We start from the raw sequence: 12,223 nt of genomic DNA on the forward strand, positions 1-12,223 counted from the left end.
GGGCCAGATATGTGCGGTCAGGGGAAGGCCGGGCGCTGCCGACATGTACGGGGCCGGTGCCTTTCCGCCAGTGAAGGAACAGAGATGAATCAGGAACTCTCTCCCCGCTACCCGGTGCTGCCGCTGCGCGACATCGTGGTGTTCCCGCACATGATCGTGCCGCTGTTCGTGGGGCGCGAGAAATCGGTGCGGGCGCTCGAGGAGGTGATGACGGACGACCGCCAGATCCTGCTGTCGAGCCAGATCGACCCTTCGGTCGACGATCCCAAGGCCGAAGGCATCTACCGCGTCGGCGTGCTGGCCAATGTGCTCCAGCTGCTGAAACTGCCCGACGGCACCGTGAAGGTGCTGGTCGAGGGCAAGTCGCGCGTGCGCATCGTCGATTTCCTGCCCAACGACAACTTTTTCGAGGCGACCGCCGCGCCCTTGACCGAACTGCCGGGCGACGAGGCGTCGGTCGAGGCGATGGTGCGGTCGGTCGTCGAAGAATTCGAACGCTACGCCAAGATCAAGAAGAACATCCCCGAAGAGGCGCTTTCCGCCGTGTCCGAGGCGCATGACCCCGCGCGGCTGGCCGATCTGGTCGCGGGCCATCTGGGCATCAACGTGGGCCAGAAGCAGGACCTGCTGGAAACGCTCGACGTCGCGGAACGGCTGGAAAAGGTCTATGGCCAGATGCAGGGCGAAATGTCCGTCCTGCAGGTGGAAAAGAAGATCAAGTCGCGCGTCAAGACGCAGATGGAGCGGACGCAGCGCGAGTACTATCTGAATGAGCAGATGAAGGCCATCCAGAAGGAACTCGGCGACGGCGAGGACGGCCAGAACGAGATCGCGGAACTGGAAGAGCGGGTGAAGAACACCAAGCTGTCCAAGGAGGCCCGCGACAAGGTGGATGCCGAGATCCGCAAGCTCAAGACCATGAGCCCGATGTCGGCAGAGGCCACGGTGGTCAGGAACTACCTCGACTGGATCCTGGGCGTGCCCTGGGGCGTCAAGTCGCGCGTGCGCAAGGATCTGGGCAAGGCCGAGGCGGTGCTGGACGCCGACCACTACGGGCTGGAAAAGGTCAAGGAGCGGATCGTCGAATACCTCGCCGTGCAGGCGCGGTCGGACAAGCTCAAGGGCCCGATCCTGTGCCTCGTCGGCCCTCCGGGCGTCGGCAAGACCTCGCTCGGGCGCAGCGTGGCCAAGGCGACGGGGCGCGAGTTCATCCGCATCTCGCTTGGCGGGGTGCGCGACGAATCCGAAATCCGCGGCCACCGGCGGACCTATATCGGGTCCATGCCCGGCAAGATCATCCAGTCGATGAAAAAGGCCAAGACCACCAACCCGCTGATCCTGCTCGATGAAATCGACAAGATGGGGCAGGATTTCCGGGGCGACCCGGCCTCGGCGCTGCTGGAGGTGCTGGACCCGGAACAGAACTCGACCTTCGCCGACCACTATCTGGAGGTGGAATACGATCTGTCCAACGTGATGTTCATCACCACGGCGAACTCCTACAACATGCCCGGCCCGCTGATGGACCGGATGGAGATCATCCCGCTGGCGGGCTACACCGAGGACGAAAAGCGCGAGATCGCGAAACAGCACCTGATCCCCAAGCAGGTGGCGAACCACGGGCTGAAGAAGGGCGAATTCACCCTGACCGAGCCGGCGCTGACCGAGGTGATCCGCACCTATACCCGCGAGGCGGGGGTGCGGAACCTGGAACGCGAGATCGCCAAGCTGGCCCGCAAGGCCGTGACCGAGATCGTCAAGAAGAAGGACAAGGCCGTGGTCGTCACGCCCGAGTCGCTCGAAGGCTATCTGGGGGTGAAACGCTACCGCTATGGCCTGGCCGAGAAGGAGGATCAGGTGGGCGTCGTCACCGGGCTCGCCTGGACCTCGGTCGGGGGCGATCTGTTGCAGATCGAGGCGCTGAAGCTGCCCGGCAAGGGGCGGATGAAGACGACCGGGAAACTGGGCGACGTGATGAAGGAATCGATCGAGGCCGCGTCTTCGTTCGTACGCTCCATCGCGCCCTCGATCGGGGTGAAACCGCCGCGGTTCGAGACGCTGGACATCCACGTCCACGTGCCCGAAGGCGCGACGCCCAAGGACGGGCCTTCGGCGGGGATCGCGATGGTGACGTCGATCGTGTCCGTGCTCACCGGCATTCCGGTGCGCAAAGACGTGGCGATGACCGGCGAGGTCACGTTGCGCGGCAATGTGCTGGCCATCGGCGGGCTGAAGGAAAAACTTCTGGCGGCGCTGCGCGGGGGCATCACCACGGTGCTGATCCCCGAGGAAAACGCCAAGGACCTGCCCGAGATCCCCGAGAACGTGAAGGCGGGGCTGAAGATCATCCCCGTCAGCCACGTGCGCGAGGTGCTGGCCCAGGCGCTGGTCCGCCAGCCCGAGCCGGTGGAATGGGACGAGGCCGCCGAAGAGGCCGCGGCCCTGGCCCGCAAGACCAGCGACCCCGGCGCGGCGGGGCAGGTCGCGCACTGACCGTTTCGTGACGCGAAACGACGGGCCGCCCGGTTTCCGGGCGGCCCTTTGCGTTTGTGCCGCGATCCCTGCGCCACCAGCTTCTGCGGCGGGATGCCGGTTCGCCGGGGCTGGTTTCACGCGAGACTTGCGGCGCGCTGTCCGATGCTGTTTGCTTCATTCCAATAGCCTTTCAACAAAGGAGCGCCATCATGGCCAGAACCCCCCGAGCCGCCGCCGCTACCCCGAGGCCCCGCCGCCGCGCCGCTGCGGCCACCGAAGCCGGGACTGCCGCCGTTACCGCCGCCGCCGAAGAGGGCGGCGCGGACAAGTCGCTCACCGTCAAGTTGCTGATCGAGCGTGTCGTCGCCCGTACCGATCTGAAGAAGAAAGAGGCCAAGACCGCCGTCGAGGCCGCGCTTGCGGTCCTTGGCGATGCGATGGCCGCCGGCGAGACGCTGAACCTGCCGCCCTTCGGGAAGATGCGGGTGAACAGGAAGAAGGACAAGGCCAATGGCGAGTCGATGACGCTGCGCATGCGCCGTGGGTCGGGCGGCCGGTGGGGCGGTCAGAAAGCGGATGAAAACGCGAAAGAGCCCCTTGCGGCGGCGGACGAGTGAGGCTAATACCCCGCCCATCGGGCGATTAGCTCAGCGGTAGAGCGCTTCGTTCACATCGAAGATGTCAGCGGTTCAAATCCGTTATCGCCCACCATGTTTCCGAAGGCGTCAGGCCGGTCTCACCACCGCCTGGCGCCTTTTCCGTTCGGGCCCTGGGTCTTCCGGGCGGGCCCGGCGATGGCGCGGGGCCGCGGCGTTACCGGCGCCACGCCTGAAGGCGCGGCGCGCATCGCCTTTTCCTTCTCGGCCTCTGCCCTCGCCGCTGGAAAGCGCCGCGGGGCGTGCTGTCGGAAGGGGGCAGCAAGCATCGGCAGGCGGCTTGCAGGTTGCCGCGCCGTGGCGGACAGGCCCGGGCCGCGCGCCCCCTGCGGCAAGCGGCATTCCGCAACAGGGCGGTGCGGCGGGACCGCCGTGCCGCCAGCGCGGCCGATAAGGGGTTGGCTCAGCCCTTTCCCCCCGTCATGCTACAGTTCCCGCGATGCCGAACCTGTCCTCGAGGAGAAACCGGATGAAACGTCAAGCAACCCACCCCTTCGTCGGCGCCGTCGCCGCCATGGCGTTCTGCGCCGTTTCGGCCTCTGCGCAGGTCGTCGTGTCTTCCAAGATCGACACCGAGGGCGCGCTGCTCGGCAATATCATCCTTCAGGTGCTCGACGCGAACGGCATTGCGGTGACGGATCGGGTCTCGCTCGGCGCGACGCCGATCGTGCGCGCGGCCATCACGGCGGGCGAGATCGACATCTACCCCGAATATACCTCCAATGCGGGTTTCTTCTACAATGTCGCGGATGACCCGGCCTGGAGGAATGCCGATACCGCCTATGCATTGGCCCGGCAGCTCGACCATGACAATGCCCGCATCGTCTGGCTGCAACCGGCGCCGGCCAACAATACCTGGGCGGTCGCCATCACCAATACGCTTGCGGAATCGAGCGGTGTGGTCACGTTCTCCGACTTCGGGAAATACGTGGCGGACGGGGGCGCGGTGAAGCTTGCCGCCTCCGCCGAATTCGTCAATTCGGAATCCGCCCTGCCGGCTTTCCAGCAGGCCTACGGATTTTCATTGAACGCGGACCAGCTTGTCGTTCTGTCCGGGGGCGATACGGCGGCGACCATCGCGGCGGCGGCCCGGGGCACCGACGGGGTGAATGCCGCCATGGTCTACGGGACGGATGGCGCGATCGCGGCGGTGGGTCTGGTCGTTCTGCAAGACGACAAGGGCGTCCAGCCCGTCTATGAACCGGCCCCCATCATCCGCGAGGAGGTTCTGCGCGCCCACCCGGAAATCGAGACGCTGCTGGCGCCGGTGTTCGCGGGTCTGGATCTGGCGACGCTGCAAGGGTTGAACGGCAGGATACAGGTGGAGGGCGAGGCCGCATCCGATGTGGCGCGCGACTGGCTGACGCAGAGCGGCTTTCTGAAATAGGCCGATGGGGCGGCCCGGGCCGCCCCGCTTGCCCATGGCCGTATCTCCTCCGTCCCCTGCCGCCGTACCCGCCGTACCGGCCCCGCGCCTCGACAGGCTGGGGGTGATCGTCGCCCTGCTGGCCATGGCGGGGGCGGGGGTCTTGCCCTTCGCGGCCTTCAAGGCCAATCGCATCGTGCCGGGCGATCCGCTGTCCATCCTCGGCGCGCTGCCGTCCGGGCAGGCCGTCCTTCTGTATGGTGTCATCGCCGCGGGGGCATGCGTCGCGGTCCTTCGCGTGCGCAACCTCTGGCGTCTGGCCGCCGGGCTCTGCGTGATCGGGGCTTTGGCGCTGATGCTCGGCGCCGCGGCGAGCTTTCTGACGCCGGACGGGAACCGGGTCGCCCGGGTATCCCCGGCGGCAGGGTTCTGGCTGCTGGTCTTTGCCTTCGCCCTGATGGTCGCCGATGCGCTGGCGCGGCTGCGGCCGGGGCCCTGGACGCGGCTGGCCCTGCTGGTGCTGATCGCATCGGCGGGTGCGGCCCTGCTGTGGGGCGGGGTCTGGGGGGATGTGTCCATCCTCAGGGAATATGCCAGCCGCGGCGCGGCCTTCTGGGCAGAGGCGCGGACCCATGTCGTGCTGTCCCTCGGCTCGCTTGCCGCCGCGGCAGTGGTCGGCGTGCCGCTCGGCCTCTTCTGCCACCGCAGGCGGAGATTGCGCATCGGGGTGCTGAACGTCCTCAACGTGGTGCAGACCGTGCCGTCGATGGCGCTTTTCGGCCTTCTCATCGCGCCTTTGGCCTGGGTGGCGGCGCATGTGCCGGGGGCGGCGGCGCTTGGCGTTTCCGGCATCGGTTTCGCCCCGGCGATGGTGGCGCTGTTCGGCTATTCCCTGCTGCCCATCGTCGCGAACACCGTGGCGGGGCTGGACGCAGCACCCGAAACGGTGCGCGAGGCCGCGCGCGGCATGGGGATGACGCCGCGGCAGGTGTTGTTCGGGGCGGAACTGCCGCTGGCGCTGCCCGTCATCCTGACCGGCATCCGCATCGTTCTGGTGCAGAACATCGGCCTGGCCACCATCGCCGCGCTGATCGGGGGCGGGGGCTTCGGCGTCTTCGTGTTTCAGGGCATCGGCCAGACGGCGATGGATCTGGTCCTGCTCGGCGCGGTGCCGACGGTGGCGCTGGCCATCGCCGCGGCGGTCGTGCTGGACGCGATGGTGGACCTGACGGGGCCGCGAAAGGCCCGCGGCGCATGATAGAGATCGACAGGCTCAGCAAGGTCTATGGCGGCGTGCCGGTGGTGGACGACGTGTCCTTCACCATCGGCAGGGGCGACATCTGCGTCGTGGTCGGCACGTCGGGGTCGGGCAAGACCACGCTGATGCGCATGATCAACCGTCTGGTGGAGCCCACCGGCGGCAGCGTGCGCATCGGCGGGCAGGACACCAGGGCCTTCATCGGCCACGAACTGCGCCGCCGGATCGGCTATGTCATCCAGGGCAACGGGCTTTTCCCCCATCGCAGCGTCGCGCAGAATATCGCCACCGTGCCGCAACTGCTGCACTGGGAGCGGGCCCGCATCGCCGCGCGGGTGGATGAACTTCTGTCCCTTTTCCATCTCGATCCCGCCCGATACCGCGACCGTTTCCCGGGCGAGCTGTCGGGGGGCCAGCAACAGCGGGTCGGCGTGGCCCGGGCGCTGGCGGCCGAACCCGGGATCCTTCTGATGGACGAACCCTTCGGCGCGCTGGACCCCATCCTGCGCGGCAAGGCGCAGGCGGATCTGCTGGCGATCCAGCGGCGGTTCGGCACCACGGTCATGCTCGTGACCCATGACATGGACGAGGCCATGGCGCTTGGCAACAAGATCGCGGTGATGGACGGGGGCAGGCTGCTGCAATACGCCCCGCCGGCAGAGATCATCGCCCGGCCCGCGACCGGTTTCGTCGCAGACCTCATCGGCAGCGGCGACCGGCCGTTCCGCATGCTGGCGCTCGACACCGTGTTCAACCATGTCGAGCCCGGCACGGCGGCGGGCGATGCCATCGACGGCCATGCGAGCCTGCGGGATGCCTATGCCGAATGCCTCTGGTCCGGCCGCGATGCGCTGCCGGTCGTCCGCGACGGCCGGCGCATCGGGCGCATCACGCTTGCGACGCTGACGCGGCTGGCGGCACGGCCATGACCGGGATCGGCTGGCTGGTCCGCATCGCGGTGTTCCTGCTGCTCGCGCTGTTTCTGCTGACGCCGGAAAGCTTTGCGCCGCTGCTGCGGCCGCTTGCGCGGTACGGGGCGCCGGCGGTCTACAATCAGGGAAGCCTTCTCGGCATCACGGTCAGCCATCTGGGGATCACCTTGCTGGCGACGCTGGCGGCGACGGCGATCGCGGTGGGTCTGGCGATCCTCGTCACCCGGCCGTCGGGGGCCGAATTCCTGCCGCTGAGCCGCAGCATCGCCAATGTCGGGCAGACCTTTCCGCCGGTCGCGGTGCTGGCGCTGGTGGTGCCGGTTCTCGGCTTCGGGACCGCGCCCACGCTTGTGGCGCTGTTCCTCTATGCCCTGCTGCCGATATTCGAGAATGCGCTGGCGGGCCTGTCCAATATCCCGCGCGACGTGCGCGAGGCGGCGGAGGGCATGGGCATGACCGGCTGGCAGCGGCTGACGCGGGTCGAGCTTCCGCTGGCGTTTCCGGTCATGCTGACGGGGATCCGCATCGCCGCCGTCATCTCGCTGTCCACGGCCACGATCGGGTCGACCATCGCCGCACGGACATTGGGCGAGGTCATCATTGCCGGCCTTACCACCGCCAACACGGCCTTCGTCCTGCAAGGGGGCCTTGTCGTCGGCGTCTGCGCGGTATTGATCAACGATAGCCTGGGCGCCCTCGAGGGGTGGTTGCGGCGCAGGACCGGCAGGGCGGACGGGCGATGACGGTCCCGCGCCCTTCGCCACGGGCCGGCGGACGCAACGGCAGGGGCGATGCGCCGGGCAGGGCGCGGCTAACGGTTTGCCGGGGCGGGCAAGGCCGGATACATCGCCTGTGACAGAATCGTGAAACCTATATGAACCCGGGGTGAGCGCGCGTGACCGACCAGCATCTGCCGCCGAAAGTCAATCAATGGAAGACGCTCGACAAGGATCTGGGCCGGATCGTCGCGCTGGAACGCGCGACGGCGGCCATCGCGCGCCCGACGGTGGCGATCGGCCTTGCGCTGGTCTTTGTCGTGATCTGCGGCCTGGTCGCGGTGGCGGCCACCGGGATGGGGTCGGGCACGCTGGTCATCGTCGCGGCGGCGGTTTTCGGGGCCTATATGGCGCTGAACATCGGTGCGAACGACGTGGCCAACAACATGGGCCCCGCGGTGGGCGCCAAGGCGCTGACCATGGGCGGCGCGCTGGTCATCGCCGTGGTGTTCGAGACGGCGGGATCCCTGATCGCGGGGGGCGATGTGGTGTCCACCATTTCCGGCGGGATCGTAGCGCCGGCTGCGGTGGCCGACCCCGAGACCTTCATCCGGGCGATGATGGCGGCGCTGATCGCCGCGTCGGTCTGGCTCAACCTCGCGACATGGCTGGGCGCGCCGGTGTCGACCACCCATGCCATCGTCGGCGGGGTTCTGGGCGCGGGCGCGATGGCGGCGGGGTTCGGCGCCGTCCAGTGGGGGACGATGGGGCAGATCGCGGCCTCCTGGGTCATCTCGCCGGTGCTGGGCGGGTTTTTCGCCGCGCTTTTCCTCGCCTTCATCAAGCGGTTCGTCAACGATGCCGAGGACAAGCTCGGCGCGGCGCGGCTGTGGGTGCCGGTGCTGATCGGGCTGATGGCGGGCACCTTCACCGCCTATCTGGCGATGAAGGGGCTGAAGAGGCTGGTCGACGTGTCGATGCCGCAGGCGCTGGTGCTGGGGCTGGTCGTGGGCGTGGCGGTCTGGGCGGTGTTCCGCCCGGTGATCCGCCGCCGCGCCGCCGGGATGGAAAACCGCAAGCGCAGCCTGAAACAGCTGTTCGGCCTGCCGCTGATCGCCTCGGCGGCGCTGCTGTCCTTTGCCCATGGCGCCAATGACGTGGCCAATGCGGTGGGGCCGCTGGCGGCCATCGTGCATGCGGTCAAGGCGATGGATGCCAGCGAGGCGGTGGCGATCCCGCTGTGGGTCATGGGGATCGGCGCCTTCGGCATTTCCTTCGGCCTGCTGCTGTTCGGGCCCCGGCTGATCCGGCTGGTGGGGCAGGAGATCACCAAGCTCAACCAGATGCGCGCCTATTGCGTGGCGCTGTCGGCGGCGATCACGGTGATCGCGGCATCGGGGCTCGGGCTGCCGGTATCCTCGACGCATATCGCGGTGGGGGGCGTGTTCGGCGTGGGGTTCTACCGCGAATGGAACGCGGAACGCCGGGCGCGGATGCTGAACCTGCAAAAGGGCAAACCCGTGGCGCCCGACGAACGGCGCCGGCGCAAGCTGGTGCGGCGCGCGCATGTGATGGGCATCGCCGCCGCCTGGGTGGTGACGGTGCCGCTGACCGCGCTTTTGTCGGCGGTGCTGTTCTGGATGCTGGGTGCGGTCATCTGACGGGCAGGGCGGCGGCGCCCGGATGGCGCGGGCGGGGCTTGCGCCCCCGGGCCCCGGCGGGGTAGACAGCCCGGGCCCGGGTGATTAGCTCAGTTGGTAGAGCGCCTCGTTTACACCGAGGATGTCGGCGGTTCGAGTCCGTCATCACCCACCATTCCCGATGGGCGAGGCGCCCCCCGCGTCAGAAGATGAAGTCGCCCGTGTCGAACATGTCGAGCGTGGCGTTCCAGATGTGCAGGCGGCTGCCGTCTTCCATATTCACCACCACATCCGCGCCGACCTGCCGGGCCTGGGCCTGGAACTGCTCGATCGTCTGGATGCTGGCCACGGCGGTGAAATCCAGCCGGTCGACGCCGTTGCTCCAGTCGCGGATGACGGTTTCGCCGACCTCGGTGCCGACCACGAACACATCCGCGCCGCCGCCGCCGAACAGCACGTTGCGCCCCAACCCGCCGTCGATCCGGTCGTCGCCGAGCCCGCCGAAGATGATGTCGTCGCCGCCGCCGCCGAACAGCAGGTCATTGCCCGCATTGCCCAGAAGACGGTCGTTGCCGTTGTCGCCGTAAAGGGTGTCCTGGTCGGCGCCGCCGCGCAGCACGTCATTCCCCACGCCGCCATGGAGCAGATCGTTGCCCGTACCGCCGTGAAGCTTGTCGGCGCCGCCGCCGCCGGTGATGGTATCGGCCCCGCTGCTGCCGCGCAGGATGTCGTTGTCGTCGCCGCCATCGATCGAATCGTCGCCGCCGCCGCCGAAGATCATGTCCGCGCCCCCGGCCCCGAGCAGCGTGTCCTGGCCGTTGACGCCGCGAAGGGTGTCGTTGCCGTCCTGGCCCAGGATGCTGTCGTCGCCGATGCCGCCCTGGATGCTGTCGTCGCCGCTGCCGCCGTGAAGCGTATCGTTGCCCGTTCCGCCGGTGATGCGGTCGTTGTCGGCGCCGCCGTAAATCAGGTCGTGGCCAGCGCCGCCGCCGAGGCGGTCGTTGCCCTCGCCGCCGTCGATGGTGTCGTTGCCGCCATTGCCCGTCAGCGTGTCATTTCCGGCCCCGCCGGACATATCGTTGTCGAATTGGTCGCCGATGAAAAGGTTGTCCAGCGCGTCGCCGATATAGGGATTGTCGAAGACCTGATAGGGCGCATCCGTGATGCTGACCGACAGCGCCAACGCGCCGAGCAGTCCGGGTTCGCCGTTGGGGTAGTGGAAATAGATGGTCCCGCCGGACTCGAAGATCACGATATCCACCGCCTCGCCGAGCGGCACGAAGGCGACGCCGACCGTCAGCCCCGGCGTCGCGGTGCCCGAGCCGATATAGGTGACGGGATTGCCGTTGAAGGTGGAAATGCCGTTGTCGTCGGTGGCGAGGATCCCCTCGTCATCCAGCAATGCGCCGGTCTGCGCCGAGGTCAGCACACTCAGCAGAATCGTCTGGGTGTCGGACAGCAGATTGGCCGCCAGAAGCGTGCCCGTATAGCCGTAGACGGTAATGTTTGAAGTCGGCATGGCGTTACCCCGTATGGTTGAGTGGATTCGCTCTGGACACGCTTGGCGGGAATTGTGACCGAAATGGAGCGGAATCGGGGTGGTAACGGGGCGGTGAGGTTTTTAGTTGCATTCAAAATACATGTTCAACCTGTGGTTGTCGTTTCCGGCCGCGATCGCCCGCAATCCGGCCTGCTTCCAGGGGAACTCCGGCGGCGACGGCGGGATGGAAAACGGACGACGGCCCCTTTGTCCGGCCATCGGGGGAAGGCGCCGGGAGAGCGAGCTTTCCCCGCGGCCGCGCGGCCCGCCGCAGGGCAGGGGCCTATCGCGCCAGCGCCAGTTCCGCCCGCAGCCCGCCGAGCCTGCGGCTGTCGCTCAGCCGCAGCACGCCGCCGTGGCTGCGGGCGATGTCGGCGGCGATGGCCAGCCCCAGACCCGCGCCGCCGCCGCGGTTGGCGTTGCGCGCGCTGTCCAGCCGGGTGAAGGGGCGCAGCGCCTCTTCCCGCCGTTCGCGGGGGATGCCGGGGCCGTCGTCCTCGACCACCAGCCGCAATTCGCGCCCCGAGGTTTCCATGGACACTTCGGCCCGCGTGCCGTGGCGCACCGCATTGCCGATCAGGTTGCCGAGCGCACGCGCCACCGCATCGGGGCGCAGCTGCATGGTGACGGGTTCGGCGCCGGGGATCAGCGTCACCGGCTGGCCGGCGCGCCGCGCGCGGCCGACCACATCCTCGACCAGCGCCGACACATCGGTCTGCTGCGCCGCCTCGGTCGCGTCGCCGCGCGCGAAGGCGAGGAAGTCGTCGATGATCCGCTCCATCTCCGCCACATCGGCGGACAGCGCCTCGACCTCCTCGCCGTCGTCCAGCATGGCGAGGCCGAGCTTGAGCCGCGTCAGGGGCGTGCGCAGGTCGTGGCTGACCCCCGACAGCAGAAGCGTGCGCTGTTCGATCTGCCGCTCGATCCGGGCGCGCATCTCGACGAAGGCCGCGCCCGCCGCGCGCACCTCCTGCGCGCCGCGGGGTTTGTAGGGCAGCACGCGGCCTTTGCCGAACGCCTCTGCCGCATCGGCCAGCCGCTTGATCGGGCGCAGTTGCGCGCGCAGGAAGATATAGGCGATCACCGTCAGCAGGATCCCCGCGCCGATCATCAGCACCAGCAGCTGATGCGGGTTCGAGGCCGACAGCCGCCGCCGGTCCACCACCACCGCCAGCGGCCCCGGCCCCGCGTCGATCAGCACCCGCACCTCGCGCCGCCCCGTGACCGGATCGGTCACGGTCAGGTCCACGCCCCTGACCTCGGGCATGTCGGCATGCAGCGTGGCGATGATCGTGCGCCCCGAGATATCCCAGAACACCCGCCGGTCCCCGGGCGCCACCCCCGCGCCATCCGTCACCCGCAGCCGCATCGGCGCGGCCAGCCGGTCGGCCGCCGCCACCGCGCCCCCGGGCCAGTCGCCGGGCGGCACGGCGCGGGTTTCGGCCAGCACGGCGCGGATCTCTGCCTCCACCCCTTCGGTCATCTGCCGCGTCACCCCCTCGAAATGTCGTTGCAGGAAGGCTATGGACACCAGCAACTGGATCGTGACGATGGGCACGATCAGGATCAGCGCGGCGCGGCCGTAAAGGCCGCGTGGAAGCCGGGGGCGGGGCCAGTCCGTCATGCGCCGACCCTAGCCG

At 68.5% G+C, this 12,223-nt stretch carries 9 protein-coding genes and 2 tRNA genes; 9 read left to right on the forward strand and 2 right to left on the reverse strand.

Features of this window, described 5'->3' with window-relative positions; all coding sequences use genetic code 11:
- The first annotated feature begins 84 nt into the window (after positions 1–84).
- The 9 genes from lon to RGD00_RS04390 all read left to right on the forward strand — a co-directional run bounded on the left by lon (position 85) and on the right by RGD00_RS04390 (position 9,218).
- The gene (gene lon / locus RGD00_RS04350) at positions 85–2,493 is read left to right on the forward strand and encodes an endopeptidase La (RefSeq protein WP_310456070.1); all 2,409 of its coding nucleotides are present in this window, start codon (positions 85–87) and stop codon (positions 2,491–2,493) included.
- A 191-nt stretch (positions 2,494–2,684) separates the two neighbouring features.
- Positions 2,685–3,092 carry an HU family DNA-binding protein gene (locus RGD00_RS04355; protein ID WP_310456071.1) on the forward strand — a complete coding sequence of 136 codons (408 nt, stop codon included), beginning with the start codon at positions 2,685–2,687 and terminating at the stop codon, positions 3,090–3,092.
- Positions 3,093–3,111: 19 nt separating this feature from the next.
- Positions 3,112–3,186: transfer RNA gene (locus tag RGD00_RS04360), tRNA-Val, on the forward strand.
- 414 nt (positions 3,187–3,600) lie between these two features.
- Positions 3,601–4,518, forward strand: coding sequence for a glycine betaine ABC transporter substrate-binding protein OsmF (gene osmF / locus RGD00_RS04365; RefSeq protein WP_310456072.1), 918 nt, complete (start codon positions 3,601–3,603; stop codon positions 4,516–4,518).
- 103 nt (positions 4,519–4,621) lie between these two features.
- Positions 4,622–5,755 (forward strand): ABC transporter permease, encoded by a 1,134-nt coding sequence (locus tag RGD00_RS04370; protein ID WP_310456073.1) that lies wholly within the window; start codon positions 4,622–4,624, stop codon positions 5,753–5,755.
- A complete protein-coding gene (locus RGD00_RS04375; protein WP_310456074.1) occupies positions 5,752–6,684 on the forward strand; it encodes an ABC transporter ATP-binding protein in 933 nt (310 codons plus the stop codon). The genes RGD00_RS04370 and RGD00_RS04375 overlap by 4 nt, the downstream gene beginning before the upstream one ends.
- Positions 6,681–7,430, forward strand: coding sequence for an ABC transporter permease (locus RGD00_RS04380; RefSeq protein ID WP_310456075.1), 750 nt, complete (start codon positions 6,681–6,683; stop codon positions 7,428–7,430). The genes RGD00_RS04375 and RGD00_RS04380 overlap by 4 nt, the downstream gene beginning before the upstream one ends.
- A gap of 152 nt (positions 7,431–7,582) precedes the next feature.
- On the forward strand, positions 7,583–9,064 hold the full coding sequence (locus RGD00_RS04385; RefSeq protein WP_310456076.1) for an inorganic phosphate transporter: 1,482 nt from the start codon (positions 7,583–7,585) through the stop codon (positions 9,062–9,064).
- 78 nt (positions 9,065–9,142) lie between these two features.
- A tRNA-Val gene (locus RGD00_RS04390) sits at positions 9,143–9,218 on the forward strand.
- 27 nt (positions 9,219–9,245) lie between these two features.
- On the opposite strand, the gene RGD00_RS04395 is transcribed toward RGD00_RS04390, so the two are convergent.
- Positions 9,246–10,562: a calcium-binding protein gene (locus tag RGD00_RS04395; protein ID WP_310456077.1), complete on the reverse strand. Its 1,317-nt coding sequence runs from the start codon at positions 10,560–10,562 to the stop codon at positions 9,246–9,248.
- A 304-nt stretch (positions 10,563–10,866) separates the two neighbouring features.
- A complete protein-coding gene (locus RGD00_RS04400) occupies positions 10,867–12,207 on the reverse strand; it encodes an ATP-binding protein (protein WP_310456078.1) in 1,341 nt (446 codons plus the stop codon).
- Positions 12,208–12,223 lie beyond the last annotated feature (16 nt).

Source organism: Ruixingdingia sedimenti (assembly GCF_031432425.1).
In the GTDB taxonomy this organism is placed as follows: Bacteria; Pseudomonadota; Alphaproteobacteria; order Rhodobacterales; family Rhodobacteraceae; genus Ruixingdingia; species Ruixingdingia sedimenti.